Annotated in this window: 16 protein-coding genes; 8 read left to right on the top strand and 8 right to left on the bottom strand. The window is 69.1% G+C overall.

What is annotated here, in order from left to right:
- Positions 1 to 27 precede the first annotated feature (27 nt).
- Together N5096_RS09505 and N5096_RS09500 are read right to left on the bottom strand one after the other, a co-directional pair.
- Positions 28 to 906 (bottom strand): 5-formyltetrahydrofolate cyclo-ligase, encoded by an 879-nt coding sequence (locus tag N5096_RS09505; protein ID WP_267664231.1) that lies wholly within the window; start codon positions 904 to 906, stop codon positions 28 to 30.
- 144 nt (positions 907 to 1,050) lie between these two features.
- The gene (locus N5096_RS09500; RefSeq protein ID WP_267664230.1) at positions 1,051 to 2,676 is read right to left on the bottom strand and encodes a Na+/H+ antiporter NhaC family protein; all 1,626 of its coding nucleotides are present in this window, start codon (positions 2,674 to 2,676) and stop codon (positions 1,051 to 1,053) included.
- A gap of 447 nt (positions 2,677 to 3,123) precedes the next feature.
- Here N5096_RS09500 and engB point away from each other — a divergent pair, with 447 nt between their 5' ends.
- The 5 genes from engB to N5096_RS09475 all read left to right on the top strand — a co-directional run bounded on the left by engB (position 3,124) and on the right by N5096_RS09475 (position 6,724).
- On the top strand, positions 3,124 to 3,744 hold the full coding sequence (gene engB / locus N5096_RS09495; RefSeq protein WP_267664228.1) for a GTP-binding protein EngB: 621 nt from the start codon (positions 3,124 to 3,126) through the stop codon (positions 3,742 to 3,744).
- Positions 3,745 to 4,542: 798 nt separating this feature from the next.
- The gene (locus N5096_RS09490; protein WP_267664227.1) at positions 4,543 to 5,103 is read left to right on the top strand and encodes a thioredoxin family protein; all 561 of its coding nucleotides are present in this window, start codon (positions 4,543 to 4,545) and stop codon (positions 5,101 to 5,103) included.
- Positions 5,104 to 5,197: 94 nt separating this feature from the next.
- Complete coding sequence (locus N5096_RS09485) at positions 5,198 to 5,896, top strand: hypothetical protein (protein WP_267664225.1); 699 nt, start codon at positions 5,198 to 5,200, stop codon at positions 5,894 to 5,896.
- A gap of 2 nt (positions 5,897 to 5,898) precedes the next feature.
- Positions 5,899 to 6,312 (top strand): JAB/MPN domain protein-containing protein, encoded by a 414-nt coding sequence (locus N5096_RS09480; protein ID WP_267664224.1) that lies wholly within the window; start codon positions 5,899 to 5,901, stop codon positions 6,310 to 6,312.
- An 85-nt stretch (positions 6,313 to 6,397) separates the two neighbouring features.
- The gene (locus tag N5096_RS09475) at positions 6,398 to 6,724 is read left to right on the top strand and encodes a DUF5789 family protein (RefSeq protein ID WP_267664223.1); all 327 of its coding nucleotides are present in this window, start codon (positions 6,398 to 6,400) and stop codon (positions 6,722 to 6,724) included.
- Here the strand turns inward: N5096_RS09475 and N5096_RS09470 are convergent.
- The 3 genes from N5096_RS09470 to N5096_RS09460 all read right to left on the bottom strand — a co-directional run bounded on the left by N5096_RS09470 (position 6,721) and on the right by N5096_RS09460 (position 9,904).
- Positions 6,721 to 7,032 carry a PRC-barrel domain-containing protein gene (locus N5096_RS09470; protein WP_267664222.1) on the bottom strand — a complete coding sequence of 104 codons (312 nt, stop codon included), beginning with the start codon at positions 7,030 to 7,032 and terminating at the stop codon, positions 6,721 to 6,723. The two genes, N5096_RS09475 and N5096_RS09470, sit on opposite strands and share 4 nt — an antisense overlap.
- Before the next feature lie 105 nt (positions 7,033 to 7,137).
- Positions 7,138 to 9,372: an LUD domain-containing protein gene (locus N5096_RS09465; protein ID WP_267664221.1), complete on the bottom strand. Its 2,235-nt coding sequence runs from the start codon at positions 9,370 to 9,372 to the stop codon at positions 7,138 to 7,140.
- The gene (locus tag N5096_RS09460; RefSeq protein ID WP_267664220.1) at positions 9,365 to 9,904 is read right to left on the bottom strand and encodes an LUD domain-containing protein; all 540 of its coding nucleotides are present in this window, start codon (positions 9,902 to 9,904) and stop codon (positions 9,365 to 9,367) included. The genes N5096_RS09465 and N5096_RS09460 overlap by 8 nt, the downstream gene beginning before the upstream one ends.
- Before the next feature lie 177 nt (positions 9,905 to 10,081).
- Between N5096_RS09460 and N5096_RS09455 the strand changes: the two genes are divergently transcribed.
- The gene (locus tag N5096_RS09455) at positions 10,082 to 13,153 is read left to right on the top strand and encodes an FAD-binding and (Fe-S)-binding domain-containing protein (protein ID WP_267664219.1); all 3,072 of its coding nucleotides are present in this window, start codon (positions 10,082 to 10,084) and stop codon (positions 13,151 to 13,153) included.
- Positions 13,154 to 13,204: 51 nt separating this feature from the next.
- On the opposite strand, the gene N5096_RS09450 is transcribed toward N5096_RS09455, so the two are convergent.
- The 3 genes from N5096_RS09450 to N5096_RS09440 form a co-directional block, all read right to left on the bottom strand.
- A complete protein-coding gene (locus N5096_RS09450; protein WP_267664217.1) occupies positions 13,205 to 13,414 on the bottom strand; it encodes a hypothetical protein in 210 nt (69 codons plus the stop codon).
- A 21-nt stretch (positions 13,415 to 13,435) separates the two neighbouring features.
- Positions 13,436 to 14,431 (bottom strand): DUF5787 family protein, encoded by a 996-nt coding sequence (locus tag N5096_RS09445; protein ID WP_267664216.1) that lies wholly within the window; start codon positions 14,429 to 14,431, stop codon positions 13,436 to 13,438.
- Between the two features lie 89 nt (positions 14,432 to 14,520).
- Positions 14,521 to 14,967 carry a bis(5'-nucleosyl)-tetraphosphatase gene (locus N5096_RS09440; RefSeq protein WP_267664215.1) on the bottom strand — a complete coding sequence of 149 codons (447 nt, stop codon included), beginning with the start codon at positions 14,965 to 14,967 and terminating at the stop codon, positions 14,521 to 14,523.
- Positions 14,968 to 15,170: 203 nt separating this feature from the next.
- Between N5096_RS09440 and N5096_RS09435 the strand changes: the two genes are divergently transcribed.
- Positions 15,171 to 15,503, top strand: a complete 333-nt coding sequence (locus N5096_RS09435) for an uS10/mL48 family ribosomal protein (protein ID WP_267664214.1) — start codon at positions 15,171 to 15,173, stop codon at positions 15,501 to 15,503.
- A gap of 103 nt (positions 15,504 to 15,606) precedes the next feature.
- The gene (locus tag N5096_RS09430; RefSeq protein ID WP_267664213.1) at positions 15,607 to 16,887 is read left to right on the top strand and encodes an amidohydrolase; all 1,281 of its coding nucleotides are present in this window, start codon (positions 15,607 to 15,609) and stop codon (positions 16,885 to 16,887) included.
- Positions 16,888 to 17,586: the final 699 nt, after the last annotated feature.

Here is a 17,586-nt window from a genome sequence, read left to right as displayed (position 1 = left end):
AGTCGACGCCCGACAGCCGAATTCCTCCTATTTTCGCCCCGGTGCCCGCTCCGCGAGCACCGGTATCGCGTCCAGCCGCTCCGAGTCGAGCGCGTCCCAATCGATCCCCGACGGGCGCGGGTACGGCGTCTCGGTCCGGACCGTTCGCTCCGGCGTGACGATCAGGTCGAGCGGGACGTCGTGCGCGTCCGGCTCGGGAAGCGTGACCGCCGAGTCGCCGTCTTCTCCCCGGCCGGCCAACGCCGACTCCGGCCCGTCGACCACGGACAGCTCGTGGACTGTGGTCGCCACCGTCGTCTCGTCGCCGCCGGACTGCGTCCGGCTGTCGGAGGCGCGTTGCGCCTGGCTATCGTCGGACTGTGTCCGACTGCTAGAGGCGCGTTGCGCCTGGCTATCGACCGCGTCGAGTTCGCGTAGCACACCCCACTCCAGGTCGCTGTACCCCTCGCCCTTCCCGATCCGGGCGCCGTCGGTCGTGACCGCGACGGAGCCGGAGACGACGAGGTCGACGTGGGGGACCTCCTCGGGCCCGACCGGCGTGCCGTGCGTCGAGACGCCGGAAACGGTGGTCGCGTCGTCGACCGTCGGGAGGTCGGCGTCGTCGTCGGCCGCGAGCCCCTCGGGATCGAGCCGGAGGAACGGGTCCGAGTCCCGCAGTCGCGGCTGCGCGACGTACACCGTCTTGCCGGCGCGGAGCGCGGCGCGCCTGACCGGGAGCTGGGGCGCGTCGGGGTTGCACTTGAGCGTCGCGGCCGCGGCCCACTCGGGGGTTTCGGTCAGGCGCTCGCACGCCGCGTCCGCGCCCGCGAAGTTCGGGATCCGGTCGCGGGGCGGGAACGGGAACCGGGCCTGATCGCCCGCCTCGAACGCGTCCCAGACGGCCTCGCGGACGGCCTGTTTGTCCATACGACAGGGAAGGTTGGAGACGACAAGTAAGCCCCGACCGCGGCCACGGGAGAGCAACCGAGAGGGCCGGGTTCGGCCCGCCGCGAGCGTAACTCGGTCGGTCGTCCGCCTGCGGGTGGCAGGGAGACCGCGGGACCGCGACGCTCAGTCGTCGTCGCTGGTCGACCGTTTTCCGACCTGAACCGTGCGGGTCGCCTGCAACCCCTTCCGTTTCGCGTCGAACTCGGAGAGCACGTAGACGAGGCCGACGAGCGTCACCACGCCGATGGGCAGCAGCGCCAGCGGCGTGATCCGGGTGGCGCCCCACACCGTCAGCAGCGTGGCGGCCACGGCCAGCACCGTCGTGGCGTAGGTCATCTGGGTGCGGACGTGGTCGATGTGGTCGGCGCCGGTGAACGTCGACGAGAGGATCGTCGTGTCGGAGATGGGTGAGCAGTGGTCCCCGAAGATGGCACCGCTGAACACGGTCCCGATCGCGACGGGCAGTAGCGCCGGCGTAGCGCCGCCGACGCTCCACGCCAGCGGGACCGCGATCGGCGTAACGATCGCCATCGTCCCCCAAGAGGTGCCCGTCGAGAACGCGATGAACGCGGACGCGACCAACACGACGACCGGGAGCAACGTCGGCGTCACGAAGTTCTCCGCGATCCCCGTGACGTAGATGCCCGTGCCGAGCGCGGTGGTCACCGTCCCGATCGTCCACGCCATCACGAGGATCGTGAGCGCGGTCAGCATCATGCCGAAGCCGTCGATGACCGTCTCCATCGCCTCGTCGAGGCTGGCGATCCCGCTCGCGACGCCCATGACGAGTGCGACGGCGACCATCGTAAACGTGCCCCACAAGAGCGCGTCGACGAACGCGGCGTTGCCGGCGATCTGGAACACCGACGCGCCGGGGTCCGAGGCCCCGAGCCCGGTGTAGGCCGCGCCGCCCACCACGACCGCCATCAACGAGAGGGTCGGGACGAGGAAGTACCGGAGCTGCGGCGTGTCGGTGAGCACCTCTCCGAGGCTGTCCTCGGCGCTCTGCATCGGAACGGCGTCGTCTCGCAGGAGCTTCCCCTCCGTCGCCGAGCGGTGCTCGGCGTCGAGCATCTCGCCGAAGTCGCGCCCGGTGAACACGATGATTCCGACCATCACGACCGCGAACAGGCAGTACATGTTGAACGGGATGCTCTGTAAGAACAGCGCGAACGCGTCGGGGACCTCGCCGGCCTCGACGGAGACGCCGGCGGCCTCGTACCCCTCTCGGATCATGCTCAGCTGGTACGCGACCCAACTCGAGATGCCGAACGTCGCGACGGGCGCGGCCGTCGAGTCGATCATGTACGCGAGCTTCTCGCGAGAGATCCGCACCTCGTCGGATATCTCTCGCATCGTGGTGCCGACGATCGCGGTGTTGGAGTAGTCGTCGAAGAACCACAGCATACCGAAGATCCACGTCGCGAATCCGACCTTCCGCTGGGTGTCGAGGCTGGAAGTCACCGTGTCGGCGATGGCGTTCGCCCCGCCGAGCCGCCAGATGAGCGCGACCCCGGCGCCGAGGAACAACACGATCAGCATGATCTTCGCGTTGAACGTGCTGTCGCCGATCGAGGAGACGAGCCAGCTCAGCGTCTGCCCCACGCCGTGGCTCGCCGTGAAGATCACGCCGCCGGACCAGATCCCCAGGAACAGCGAGAGGACCGGTTTCCGCGTCACGATCGCGAGGACGATCGCCAGAAGCGGCGGGACCAGCGAGACGGCGCCGAACGTCTCGGCACCCGTCATGCGCCCCCCTCCGAGCGGCCCGGGGCGCACGGTCGAGACGAGCGACCCGCGACGGACGATCGCGACTCTCGTCGCACGCGGTCCGAGGCGTCGACACGAGGTTCCCTCGCGTCGACACGGGGTCCTCTCGGCTTCGTCCGGCCGATACGACCGTTACGAGCCCTCGTCGGATGGACCATGTTACGCTGCTTCACATCCAGTCAGAGTATATAAATGCATCGGAGGTTTAACAATTCATATTAATTATTTTCGAGATATGAAATTTCTATTCGAGGTAGCGACAGGTTCGAGAACCGCCTGACGAGGCGTTCGGGAGCGTGTCGGTCTGAAAGTATATCGGGCAGCGCACGTCGTCGCCGCTCGCCGGGCACGCACCCGCTCCCCGCCGGCGAGGCGGCCGAGCGCGACGACCCGCCTTTTAAACCGTTCAGCCGCCCACGTACGCGTATGTTCGAAGACCGGCCGGACCGCGACGCCGAGGTCGTCCTCGTGGGGCGCTCGAACGTCGGCAAGTCCACGCTGATGCGCGAGCTGACGGGCCACGACTTCTCGACCGGCGGCAAACCGGGGGTCACCCGCCAGCCGAACCACTTCGACTGGGCCAGCGAGAGCTTCATGTTCACGGACCTGCCCGGATTCGGCTTCATGTCCGGCGTCGAGGAGGAGCACCGCGAGGCAATCAAGACGAACATCGTCCGCTACCTGGAGGCGAACGCCGACTCCATCCTCGCGGGCGTCGTCGTGATGGACGGGAAGGCCGCCGTCGACATCATCGACCGCCACACCGAGCGCGGGAACATCCCCCACGACGTGGAAATGTACGGCTTCCTCGAGGACATCGGGGTCGAGCCCATCGTCGCCGTCAACAAGACCGACAAGATCGACGACCTCGACGAGCGGCTCGACGAGATCTGCGACCGGCTGGGCCTGTACCCACCGTGGCAGCAGTGGTCCGACCGGATCGCGCCGATGTGCGCCAAGCGGGGCGACGTCGAGGCGCTGGAGGAGTGCCTGCGAACGCGGTTCCACGAACACAACCGCGACGACCTGCTGAAGTTCGTCTCATAGGCGGTCGTTTCCGCCGGTGAGGCGAATCTCGCTCTCACCTGGAATCATTTATAAGCGGTTCGCTGTGATTCGGCGGTGACAGCCTCCGAATTCTCAGCCGATCGTTTATAAACAAATTACAACTGATCGGCGTTGAAGACATCCAAAGCCCCAGTCGCGAGGAGCGCACACGCTCGCTGCGCGCTTCGGTCGTTCGCTTCGCTCACTCCCTGCAGTGCTTACGTCGCCTGTGCGCTCCTCGCGACTGCCCCTTTGAGTCCCACCCGACCGCGACCGAACCGTACCTCACGCCTCCCCAACCTCGCGGCTCCCTCCGGTCGCCGCGTCCAGCGAGGGACCTCCGGTCCCTCTGGCAGCCGGCGCGTAGCGCCGGCGACCTCGCGCGTGCGACTCGCGGCCTTACGGAGAATTGAGGAGAAAGCCTCGCCGTTCACGGCGGGGATGAATCCGACAAACCCTCCACGAACCACGTTCGGCGTGCCGAAAAGATGTTTTAAGTAACCTGAGACGTATTTAATGGCAACCGAGGCGGTCCACTCGCCCCACTAATCGGACAATATCGGGATTCCCTCATTTCAAGCGGAAGACACCCTCTTCCGTGTCGAAATAGGGTGTAGGCAGTCAGAAGTACCTCCGAATCCCATGCCGGGATAGGAGTAACGGCTGGTTGGCACAGCCAGTAGCCGTCATCGAGGCGTCTACAAACCTTCAACATCCCAACCCAGCGGTGCGGTGCCGTGGGAATCTTCGCCCTTCAGGGCGGAGAGGATGTCAATCCAGCCGACGGTAGCGTCCCCTATGGTGATGAAGGAATCCGACTCGACGCTCGATCGGGGCGACGCGGCCCCCGGCTTCGAACTGCCCGGCGTCGACGGGGACACGCACGCGCTCGACTCGTTCGACGCGGACGCGCTGCTCGTCGTCTTCACCTGCAACCACTGCCCGTACGCGCAGGCGAAGTTCGCCCTCCTCAACGAGCTCGCGGCCGAGTACGACGACCTGGCCGTCGTCGGGGTCAACCCCAACGACGCCGACGAGTACCCCGACGACTCGTTCGAGGCGATGCGCGAGCGCGTCGCCGACGGGACGGTCGCCTACGACGCGTACCTCCGCGACGAGACGGGCGCGGTCGCCGAGGCGTACGGGGCGGCCTGTACGCCCGACCCGTTCCTGTTCGGCCGCGAGGACGGCGCGTGGCGGCTCAGGTACCACGGGCGGCTCGACGACGCGTTGAACCCCGACGACGAGCCGACCGAGTTCTACGTCCGGGAGGCCGTGGAGTCGGTACTCGCGGGCGAGGACGTCGAGGTCCCCGACCGACCCTCCCGCGGCTGCTCGATCAAGTGGCCGGAGGCGTAGGCCTCGTCGGTGTCGACGACGTCCCGACGAACGCGCGGCAGGCCCCCTCACCGCCGGAGACGGGTTGAAAGGGATCCGGGCCGATAGAGTCGGTATGGGACTGAAAAGCGGCGGCGAGGCGGACCTCCACGAGATCGATCGGTTCGACGGCGGCGTCGGGTGGATCGCGTACCCCGACGAGACGATGGAGCGCGCGAGCCACGCGGTGGCGGTGCCGAACGAGGAGGGCGAGAGCGACGACGTCTGGGTGTTCGATCCGGTGGACGCGACTGGCCTCGACGACCTGCTCGCCGAACTGGGCGAGGTCGCCGGCGTCGTCGTCGGCCTCGACCGCCACGAGCGCGACAGCGCCGCGATCGCGACCCGCCACGACGTCGCGGTGTGGGTCCCCGAGTGGATGACGGGCGTCGCGAGCGAGCTCGACGCGCCGGTCGAGCGGTTCGGCGACCGGCTGGCCGACACCGGCTTCGAGGCGTTCCGGATCCGCGACTCCTCGCTGCCGCCGTGGCAGGAGGCCGGGTTCTTCGACGGCGAGACGCTGATCGTCCCGGAGGCGCTCGGCACCTCGTCGTACTTCCGCGGGGACCGCGAGCGCCTCGGCGTCCACCCGATGCTGCGGCTGACACCGCCGACGAAAGCGCTCTCGGGCCACGACCCGGACCGCGTGCTGACGGGGCACGGCGTCGGCGTGTTCGACGGCGCGGCGATCGCGGTCGAGGACGCGCTCTCGAACTCGCGGGGGAAGGCGCCGGGGCTCTACGCGAAGACGCTCCGGTCAGCCATCGGGATCTGAGCGTGATCCACGTCACGCGCGACCTGTTGACGGTGTTGCTCGAGCGCGCCGCCGAGAACGACCCCGGCGAGACGAACCTTCGCCTCTCGGCCACGCGCGCCGGCGACTTCGAGAGCGACACCGGGCTGGACCCGGAGACCCCCGTGATAACGCATTTCACCCCGGACGTCGGCGGGTCGGTGAACGCGGTGTTCGGCGTCGACCTCGGGACGCCGGCGGGGCACGGCGGGGCGCGGTTCCTCTCGCACCCGGAGGGGTTCCTCGGCGTGTCGAAGACGGACGACCTCGCCGCGGTCGTGCTCGTCGCGATCCCGCCGTACGACGGCGAGAGCGTCGCCGCGTTCGACCGTTCCGGCGACGGGATGGGGCTCGCCGCGGTCGACGCGGCTCCGCCCGAGGAGTCGATTCCGGAGTGACGTCGCCGCGCGGAGGCCACCGGGTCGCTCGCGGTCGGTCGCGCGAGCATGGGTTTAAAAAGGGCCGAGCGAGTACGTTTCGCCGATGGCAGCACGCCCACCCAGCGGCGGCGGTTCCGCCGATCCCGACGCGATCGAGTTCGGTATCGCCGTGCTCGACGAGCGGATCGACGAGGCCGGCGTCTCGTTTCCCGCGACCGGCAGGGAGATCGTCGACGCGATCGACGACGGCGCGATCCCCTACGACGCCAAGGGGCGGACGGTCGGCCTCTCCGAGGCCCTGGACGAGGTGCCGCAGACCGAGTTCGAGAACGAGACCGAGTTCCTCGACGCGCTGTACCCCGTGTTCGACCGCAAGCGGCGCGAGGGCGGGAGCTTCCTGACCAGCCTCCGTGACGCGCTTCCCTTTTAAGTAGACTGCGCGGACTGGCCGATCTCCGGCTCCTCCTCCTCGCTCCCCGTGTCGAGCCGCTCGATGACGTCGTTGATCAGCACCACGTCGCCCACGGCCCGGACCCAGCGGTACGGGAGGATGACGCCGGTGTTCCCGTCGACGCGCCCCGCGAACAGCTCGTGGTTGAGCTCCGCGAGCGCGAGCCCGGTCACCGATCGGGCGTCGAGGTCGAGGCGGACGTCCTCGATCTCGCCGACGAAAACGCCGTTGTTCGAGTACACCTCACGACCGACGAGCGACGTGATCTCCTGTGGAGCCGCGTTCATACGCGTACGGTCAGTAGCGCGCCTATTAAGCGTTCGTTGTCGAACGACGCCCGTCAGACGGCGGCGGAGCGACGGCGGCCCCCGCGAGGCCCCCGCCCTACCGCGTCACTCCCGCGGCGCGACGAGCTCCACGGGGTGCATCGGCGCGTCGCCGAGGAGCGCGTCGATCTGCTCGGTACAGGACGTGCCGGCGGCGACGACGGTCCGGTCGGTGTCGCCGAACTGCTCCCGAATGGGCTCGCCGACGTCCATGCTCAGCTCGTAGTAGTCTTCCTTGTAGCCGAACGAGCCGGCCATCCCGCAGCACTCGGTGTCGGAGACCCGCACGTCGTAGCCGAGCGCCTCCATCACGGCGGTCGCGTGCTCGCTGACGCCGATCGTCCGCCCCTGACAGTGCGGGTGGTAGGCGACCCGCTTCCCGGCCGCCACCGGGCCCGTGCCCTCGGCCGGCGCCCGGAGCGCGGCCGGGTCTCCGCCGTTCTCCAGCAGGCCGAAGACGTACTCCATCACGTCGTAGCTGGCCTCGGCGAGCCGCTCGTGGGAGGCCTCGGGGAGGAACTTCTCGTACTCGCTCCGGAACATCGCGAGGTCGCTCGGCTCGATCACGACCACGTCGCGGTCGGCGTCGACGTGGGCCGCGAGCCCGGCGTACACGTCCTCGGCGGCCGACTCGGCCGTCGCGATCATCCCCTGCGAGAGCGGCGGCCGACCGCTTCCGGGGAGGTCCGGGACCCGGACGTGGACGTCGAGCGCCTCCAGCGCGCGCACGGCGGCCTTCCCGCGGTCGACGTCGACGTAGTTCGTCGCCGTGTCCGGGTAGAGTACGGCCTCGCGGGCGGCCTCGTCGCGGGGGACGGCCGCGCCGCCGCGGGCCTCGAACCAGTCCACGAGCGGCTCGCTCGCGAACTCGGGGAGGTCACGCCGGCGGTCGATCCCGGCGACGCGCTCGACGATCGCGCGGACCGGTCCCGCGTCGGTGAGTCGGTTCGCGACCGGCGCGGTCAGGCTCCCCAGCTTCGCCAGCGTCTCGTAGTTGCCGACGATCCGGGTGCTCAGGTCCAGTCCCGCGGGCTCCTCGTCCGGGACGAGCTCTTCGAACATCCAGTCCGTCTGGCTGGGGTCGGCCTCGCCGCGGTTGATCCGGTCGCGGACGACCGTGTTGATCCACGGGATGTCGATGTCGACCGGACACGCCGGGACGCAGCGCGAGCAGCCGGTACAGAGGTCGTTGAACTCGGCGGCGGTGTCGAGCCCCTCGATACCCGCCTCCCAGCCGGTCGCGATCCCGCCGGAGTACGTCTCCCCGCCGAACGCGTGGCCGCCGACGCTCTGGAAGTTGCCGCAGGCGTTCGAGCAGGCGGAACACCGGATGCAGTACAGCGTCTCCTTCAACTGCTCGTCCTCGCGCATCGCCATGCGCCCGTTGTCGATCAGGACGAGGTGGAAGTCCCGGTCGTCGCCGGATCCGTCGGCGAGGGGCTCGTCGTCGGCCTGGAAGTCCGGCACCGGCGAGTCGACGGGCGGGGTCAGCGTGGAGATGTACGAGGTCACGTCCTGGCCCGTCCCGGACCGCCCGATCAGCTCGACGAACGGGGCGAACTCCTCGACGGTCGGGACGATCTTCTCGACGCCCGCGACCGCGACGTGGGTGTCCGTCGCGGTCACCGACTTCCGGGCGTTGCCCTCGCTCGTGACGAGCAGCATGGTGCCGGAGTCGGCGGCGATGAAGTTCGCGCCTGTCATCCCCACGTCGGCGTCCTCAACCAGCTCGCCGAGCCGCTCGCGGGCGAACATCGTGAGCTCCTCGGCGGTCTCCGGCGGATCGTCGAGGTCGAACCGCTCGGCGAACAGCTCCGAGATGCCCTCGCGGGACTTGTGGATCGCCGGCGCGACGATGTGAGAGGGGGCCTCGTCCGCGAGCTGGAGCACCCACTCGCCCAGGTCCGTCTCGACCACCTCGACGCCCTCGGCCTCCAGCGCCTCGTTCACCTCGATCTCCTCTGAGGTCATCGACTTCGATTTCACGAGGCGGTCGGCGTCGCACTCCTCCGCGGTCAGCTCGGTGATGTAGCGGTTGGCGTCGGCCGCGTCGTCGGCGACGTAGACGGTACCGCCGTTGGCCTCGACGCTCTCTCTCACCCGCTCGATGAGTTCCGGAAGGCGACCGATCGCGTCCTCTTTTATATCGCGGGCGTCGGCCTTCAGCTCCTCGTAGCCGTCGAGGCGCCCCGTCGACTCGATCCGCCCCTCGTTGAAGCCGCGGGTGTTCTCGGCGACGGCGTCGCCTTCGGTCGCCATCAGCTCGCGGATGCGGTCCCCCTTCGTCGCGTCGCTACTCATCGGCGGACACCTCGGAGTCCGCGGCGTCCGCGCCGTCCTCCCGCAACAACACCACGTGAACCTCTTTCGGGCCGTGCGCGCCGTGGACGAGGCCGCCCATGTCCGCGGTCGCGCTCGGGCCGGTCGCGAACACCACGTCGGCCGATTCGCCGCGCGCCTTGGGACCGAGCCACTCGAACGCGTCGGGCATGTCCGGGACGAGGTCGGCCTCGCGGAGGACGACGACGTGCCGGTCGACGAAGAGGCTCACCGGCTCCGTGCCGGCGCGGTCGGCCTCGATCGCGACGCTCCCGTACGCGGCGACCCCGAGCTCCGCGTCCGTGACCCCGGTGTGGGCCGCGCGGAGCTCCGCCGTGGTCGGATCGGTCTCGACGCGCTCCGGGAGCGAGCCCGCGTCGAGCGCGACGCCGACCGCCGGGTCGCCGGCGGCCTCGTCGATCAGTTCCGCGCACTCGTTCTCGGGCCCCTCGGTGACGGTCACGCCGAGGGAGTCCAGTCGACGCTTGAACGTCGAGCGGTCGGCGACTGACATACCTTACCATCCGACGGGACCTATATGGGTGTTGCGCCGGTTCCCGCGCGCCAGCGATTCGGGCCGCCCGCCGTCCGGTTCGCCCCTCCCGCCTCCGTCGCCGCCGCCCCCGGTTCGGATTCCCGTCCCCGCGGCGGGGTCAGGGGATTTTTGGTAGTTCGACCGTAATGGTTTCTCATGGCAACCAACACGCCGGATCCGGACCCCAAAGACGGGGGGGACTTCGATTACACGGGCGGTGCGGTCGAGCGGCCGGAGCTCGTGGACGCGCTCGACCGCCGGGTCGAGGGGGACGTGCGCTTCGACGACTACTCGAAGCGGCTCTACGCGACCGACGCCTCGGCGTACGAGGCCACGCCGATCGGCGTCGTCATGCCGGAGTCGACGGCGGACGTGGCGGCGGTCCAGGAGTACTGCTTCGCTGAGGGGATCCCCGTGCTCCCGCGCGGCGGCGGCACGTCGCTCGCCGGACAGACGGTCAACGAGGCGGTCATCCTCGACCTCACCGACTCGATGGACGCGGTGCTCTCGACGGACCCGGAGGCGGAGACGGCTCGCGTGGAGGCCGGCGCGTACGTCGGCGACCTCAACGCGGCGGTCGAGCCGCACGGGCTGAAGTTCGCCCCCGACCCGGCGTGGCGCGACAAGTCCGCGGTCGGCGGCGCGATCGGCAACAACTCCACCGGCTCGCACTCGCTGAAGTACGGGAAGACCGACCACTACGTGGAGGAGGCGGAGGTCGTACTCGCGGACGGGACGGTGACCACGTTCGGCGAAGTCGCCGTCGACGACCTCCGCGAGTCAGCCGACCCCGACGCCGACGATCTCCTGCCGCGGATCCACGCCGAGATCGTCCGGATCCTCGACGAGGACGCCGACGAGATCGGCGAGCGCTATCCGGAGCTGAAGCGGAACGTCTCGGGCTACAACCTCGACCGGCTCCTCGGCGAGTACCGCGGCGAGTACGGCGAGGCGGGCGTCGTCAACCTCGCCCGGCTCATGGCCGGCAGCGAGGGGACGCTCGCGACGGTCACGGAGGCGACCGTCTCGCTCGTGGCGATCCCCGACACCAAGGCGGTCGCGCTTCTGACGTACGACGGCCTCCTCGACGCGATGGAGGACGTGGCGCCGATCCTCGACCACGACCCCGCCGCGGTCGAGGTGATGGACGACGTCCTCCTCGGGCTCGCGGCCGACACCCCCGAGTTCGCAGACGTCGTCGGAATGCTGCCCGACGGCACGGACTCCGTCCTCCTCGTCGAGTTCTACGCGGAGGGCGACGCGGCGGGGAAACGGAAGGTGGCGGACCTCGTCGCGGACCGGGTCGGCGCGACTGACGACCGGCCCCGCCCCGAGACGGAGGCGGACCCGAGCGAGGGCGCGGCCGACGTGACGAGCCAGCCGCGCCGCGCGGTCCACGCGATGGAAGCGCACGATCCCGAGAAGCGCGACCGGTTCTGGAAGATGCGCAAGGCCGGACTCCCGATTCTCCTGTCGCGCACCACCGACGAGAAGCACATCTCCTTCATCGAGGACTGCGCGATCCCCCCGGAGCACCTCCCCGAGTACACCCGCGAGTTCCAGGAGATTCTGGAAGACAACGACACGTTCGCGACGTTCTACGCGCACGCCGGCCCGGGCGTGCTGCACATCCGGCCGCTGATCAACACGAAGGCGGTCGACGACGTCGAGGCGATGGTGGACATCGCCGACCGCGTCACCGACGCGGTGGTCCGCCTCGGTGGGTCGGTCTCGGGCGAGCACGGTGACGGGCGCGCCCGGACCCAGTGGAACCGGAAGCTGTACGGGGACGACCTCTGGGAGTCGTTCCGCGACCTGAAGACCGCCTTCGACCCCGACTGGCTGCTCAACCCCGGGAACGTCTGCGGCGACCACGACATGAGCGAGAACCTCCGGTTCGACTCGGAGTACGAGTACGACGCCGGCTTCGACCCCGCCATGGAGTGGGCCGTCGACAACGGGATGCAGGGGATGGTCGAGCTCTGTCACGGCTGCGGCGGCTGTCGCGGCCCGCAAGAGACGACCGGCGGGGTGATGTGCCCGACCTACCGCGCCGCCGAGGAGGAGATCCAGACGACCCGCGGCCGGGCGAACATGCTCCGCGGCGCCATCAGCGGCGAGCTGCCCGACGACCCCACCGACGACGAGTTCGTCACGGAGGTGATGGACCTGTGCGTCGGCTGTAAGGGGTGTAAGAAGGACTGCCCGAGCGGCGTGGACATGGCGAAGCTGAAGGCCGAGGTCGAGCACGCGCACCACGAGGAGCACGGGATCGACCTGCGCACCCGGCTCCTCGGGAACTTCGAGTCGCTCGCGCCGCTCGGGTCGAAGCTCGCCCCGCTCTCGAACCTCCCCGGGAAGCTCCCGGGCGCCGGCCTCGTCATGGAGAAGGTGCTCGGGATCGCGAAGGAACGAGACCTCCCGACCTTCCGCTCTGAGAGCCTGACCGACTGGTTCGAGGCTCGGGGCGGCGCCGGCGTCCCCCGCGCCGAGGCCGACCGCGACGTGCTGCTGTTCCCCGACGTGTACACCACCTACACGAACCCCGGCGCGGGGAAGGCCGCGGTGCGGGTGTTAGAGGCCGCGAACTGCCACGTCGAGATCCCGGACGTCGACGGGAGCGGGCGCCCGCCGCACTCGAAGGGGATGCTCGACGAGTCGCGGAAAGCCGCCGAGGACGCCGTCGGGACGCTCGCTCCCGACGCCCGTGACGGCTGGGACGTGGTCGTCGTCGAGCCCACCGACGCCGTGATGCTCCAGACCGACTACCACGACCTGCTCGACGGCGACGCCAGCGACGTGCCGGACGCCGACGTGGCGACCGTCTCCGAGAACACCTACGGGGTCATGGAGTACGTCGACGCCCACCGGCTCGACGAGGCGGCCGACCTCGACGCGCCCACGGAGTCGCTCACCTACCACGGCCACTGCCACCAGAAGGCGACGAAGAAGGACCACCACGCCGTCGGTGTGCTCCGGCGCGCCGGCTACGGCGTCGACCCGCTCGACTCCTCCTGTTGCGGGATGGCCGGGTCGTTCGGCTACGAGGCCGAGCACTACTCGATGAGCAAGGCGATCGGCCGGATCCTTTTCGACCAGATCGACGAGAGCGACGGCGACGAGGTGGTCGCGCCCGGCGCCTCCTGTCGGACCCAGCTGAAGGGACGCGACGACAGCGCCCCCGAGCCGCCGCACCCGGTGGAGAAGCTCGCGGCCGCGCTGGCGTAGGCGTAGGCTGCAGCTCGTCCACAGGCGGTTCGGGCGGTTCCGGCGCGACCCTCACTCCGCGTTCGATCGCACGTTCGCCCCGACGAGGGCGATCAGATACGAGAAGGCGGGAAAGGTAACCGCGACCACGACGAGGAACGCCGGGTCGAGTCCGGTGGGGTCACCTGAGAGCCAGCCGGTGTACTGGAGGACCGCCAGCGTGAGGACGACGACAAGCGTGTTGATCGCGTACTGGGAAAGCGACGGACTCGGAAACCGCATACGGCCGGCTGGCGCCGCCGGTCACTCAACCCTTTCGGCCCGGTCTCGCTCGCGCTCTCGCCGTCGGGCCAACACCTGCTCGAACCCCTTCCCGGGACCGCCGTCGATCGGCCACCCATTCGTCCGCCACTGAGGCGGCTCGGGCGAGAACGACGGGCAGGAGCCGGCGCACTCCCGCGCGGTGGGGACCTTCTCCTTCGCCGCGCAGTACGGGACGAGCGCGCGGCCCTCGCGCCGCAGTTCGAAGTGGCGGCAGTCAGGCCGCATCGTGTCGTGGAACGAGCGCCACCCCTTCCCGTAGGCGCGCTCGGCGATCTCCAGCCGCAGGGTCTTGGCTTCGGGATCGCGGCACTCGCGGTCGGCAGGCGAGAGGTCGCTCGGGTGCCACGTCACGCTCCCCGCGTTTCCGTGGACGCCCTCGGAGAAGTCGGTCGCGAGGATGCCGGCCTCGACCGGTATCTCCCGGAGGAGCGCGGGTTCGACGCGCTCGCCGGTCGTCTCGGTCGCGAGCCACGCCTCGTCGGCGAGGGCGGTCTCGACGTCGTGTTCCAGCTGGTCGGCGAGCCGGTCGGCTGCGGAGCGGTCGAGGTCGGGCTTGTTCTCGACCGCGACGATCCGCTCGACCCAGTCGGGATAGGGTCGCGTCCGGCGGAACTCGATCCGTCCGTTCCGCCGCCGCTTCTCGATCAGGTCCCGGTCGGCGGCGCGGTGGACCGCCTGCCGCACGTAGCGCCACGGGTAGCCGGGGTGCGGGAGCGCGTCGCGGTACCACGCCCACTCTGCGGGGGCGCCGCGGACGACGTGGAGGAGGTCCGAGTCGATGGTCCGCTCGCCGAAGGCGCGGCGCTCGCCGAACGCCGCCGGGTCGACCTCGATCACGACCGTGTCCCAGCGGCGCTCCTTGGTGCCGAGCTGGCGGGCGACGATCGCGGGGCGCGAGCCGTCGCTCGGGTGCCACGCCAACTCGGCGTACCGGCAGACGAGGAGTTCGTAGCCGAACTCGGCGTCCGGAGTCACGGCCGTGATAGCGCGGGACCGCTTAAAAACGAAGCGTCGCGGCGAGTCGGGCATCGGAGCGCCCCGGTCGTCGAGGCGCTCTCGGCCGCTCAGACGTAGTCGCCGGTCTCCTCGTCTTTGCGCTCCTCGAGGTAGTCGTGGGCGTCCTCGAGAATGTCGCGGGGCCCGTTCTGGGTGATCGTGTTGAGCGCCTGGTCGTAGTCGCGCCACTGCAGGTCGCGGTGCTCGTTCGAGATCTCGGCGCTCGCCTCGAACGAGCGCGCGATGAACAGGTGGACCGTCTTGTGGATCGTGTTGCCGTTCGCCTCGAACACGTAGTCGTACTCCTCACGGAAGCCGTCTATCAGCCGGAAATCCTCGATCCCGGCCTCCTCACCGACTTCCCGTATCGCCGTCTGCTGGAGCTCCTCGTCCCCCTCGACCCCGCCCTTGGGGAACTCCCAGTCCCCCGGCCGGCTCTTCAGGAGCAGGTACTCCCGTTCGCCGCGGGTGTCGCGGAAGAGGATGGCTCCGGCACTGGTCGCTTCGACCGTCATTAGCGTCAGGTAAGCCACCACCCCTAAAGAGGGTGTCGGACTCCCGAACGCATCGGGCGTTTCAGCACCCCTCAACCGATCTGCGCGGCGCCCTCCGCTCCGGCTCGCGCGCTTATATACCGGAGGCCGTGGCCACCGTCCCCCGGGCGCTCGGTAGATGCGTTTTTACTCCTCGGGCGACCATGCACGGACGACCCCCAATCATGACCTTCGTCACGAAACTCTCCTTCGCCTCCGGCGACCACGACGTACTCGCCGAGACGGTCGATGAGCTCAAGTCGACGCTCGAACGCAAGGGCGCGGAGTGTAAGGGCCCGCACGCCACGCCGGCCGAGACCGTCCGCGTTCCCCTTTATAAGCAGCTCCGCGCCGGCGACGAGTTCTCGCCGTGGAGCTACTCGGTGTACCGCCGCTCAATGGAGATCCACGGCGCCGACGACATCGCCCGCGAGGTCGTCGGTCGCGACTTCCCCGACTCGATCCACGTCGAGGTCGAGGTCGACCAGAAGAAGCCGCTCGGCCACCGGCGCGACTGAGCGGAACGGCCGATTTCGACCGGTCTGATTCTGGTCACGGACCACTCACCGCCGACCTCCCAGTCACGCGATCGTTTAAGCCCGCGCGAGGCCACCCACGCCCATGAGCGCGCTCGAATCCGACGCGTACCGGGAGTTCCGCCGCGACCTCCATCGCCACCCCGAGCCCGCGTGGCGCGAGTTCTACACCACCGCCCGGATCGTCGAGGAGCTCCGGAAACGCGAGCTGACCGACCTGCACATTGGCCCCGATGCCCTCGCGACCGACGACCGGATGAACGTCCCCGACGACGATGCGCTGGCCGAGTGGGAGCGGCGGGCCCGCGACGCGGGCGCCGACCCGGGGACCGTCGACGAGCTCACCGGCGGCTACACCGGCTGCGTCGCCGTCGTCGAGCGCGGCGACGGCCCCGTGATCGGGCTCCGCGTCGATATCGACGCGCTCCCGATCCCCGAGTCCGAGGACGGCGACCACGTCCCTGCCGCCGAGGGGTTCCGCTCGGAGCACGAGGGGTTCATGCACGCGTGCGGCCACGACGCCCACGCGACGATGGGCCTCGGTACTCTCGACGCGGTGCTCGACTCCGACTTTTCCGGCACGCTGAAGCTGTTCTTCCAGCCGGGCGAAGAGCAGGTGGCGGGCGGGAAGCCGATGGCCGAATCCGGGCACCTCGACGATGTCGACTACCTCTACGCGGTCCACGTCGGCCTCGATCACCCCTCCGGCGAGGTCGTCTGCGGCGTCGACGGCTTCCTCGCGGTCCGGCACTTCCTCGCGGAGTTCACGGGCGACCCGGCCCACGCCGGCGCGCGGCCCGAACAAGGGCGCAACGCGGTGCAGGCGATGGCCGCGGCGGTCCAGAACCTCTACGCGATCCCCCGCCACGCCGACGGGCCGACCCGGGTGAACGCCGGGCTCGTCGGGGGCGGCACGGCGACGAACATCATCCCCGAGGAGTCGCACATCGAGGGGGAGCTCCGCGGCGGGACGACGGCGCTGGCCGCGTACATGTCCGACCACGCCGACCGGATCTTGGAGTCGGCCGCCGCGATGCACGACTGCGAGGTCGACGTGGCGACGAAAGGGGAGGCGCCGAGCGCGACCAGCGACGACGCGCTCGCCGGGATCGTCGGCGACGTCGCCGGCGGGACCGCGGGCGTCACGAACGTCGTCGACAGCGCGGATCTGGGCGGCTCCGAGGACGCGACGTACCTGATGAACCATGTCCAAGAGCAGGGCGGGCTCGCCTGCTACCTCGGCGTCGGCACCGACCACCCGGGCGGCCACCACACCAGCGACTTCGACGTGGTCGAAGACGACATCGCGATCGGTATCGACGTGATCGCCGGCGCGATCCGTCGGGTCGCCGAGACGCGGCCGTAGGGATCTGGAGCGCTTTTCTGACCGATATTTAAAAGCGTCTGCGACAGCTTTTATAAATGAACGCGGTGGCGCGTGCCGACGAGCGCCCGCAGGGCGCGAGTCGCACGCGCGAGGGACGCCGCGAGCGCTTTTAAGCGCGAGCGGCGAGGCTGGGGAGGTGCGAGGTGCGGTGCGGAGCGGGGCGGGACTCGAAGGGGCAGCTGCGAGGCGGGCGCAGGCGACGCAAGCACCACAGGAACGAGCGAAGCGAGTGACGAGGAGCGCAGCGAGCGTGCGCCCGCCTCGCGGCTGGGGCTTCGGAAGTGTCGGTATCGATCAGTCATTTATAAATAAAAGTGAACAGCTAAACGGCTGAGATTTGGAGGCCTTCACCGGAGCTCTACTGGCAACGATTTATAAGCAATCGGCTGCGGATTCGACGGACATCACTGCGAAGCGGTCATTGATAACATAGGCTCTGTTGTAATCGTCTTTTTCGGATACGTTATCGACTGAAACAGCCGAACGACGAATAGTGCGTATTGACCGTTCTATATAAATGGACACAATTGGTTTATGCCAGTCCAACCTTCTTATAACGCCTGTACAGGTATACTACTCCCGCTGGAATCGTAACTAACTGTACAGCCGGTATGTGTTTACCCCGAGGTCTCGACAGCCGGCACAGCGTGAGCCCGTGAGATAACCTCATTATTGCTG

The sequence above is a fragment of the Halorubrum yunnanense genome (assembly GCF_026586675.1).
GTDB lineage: Archaea > Halobacteriota > Halobacteria > Halobacteriales > Haloferacaceae > Halorubrum > Halorubrum yunnanense.
This window is presented reverse-complemented; position numbering and strand designations above follow the sequence as displayed.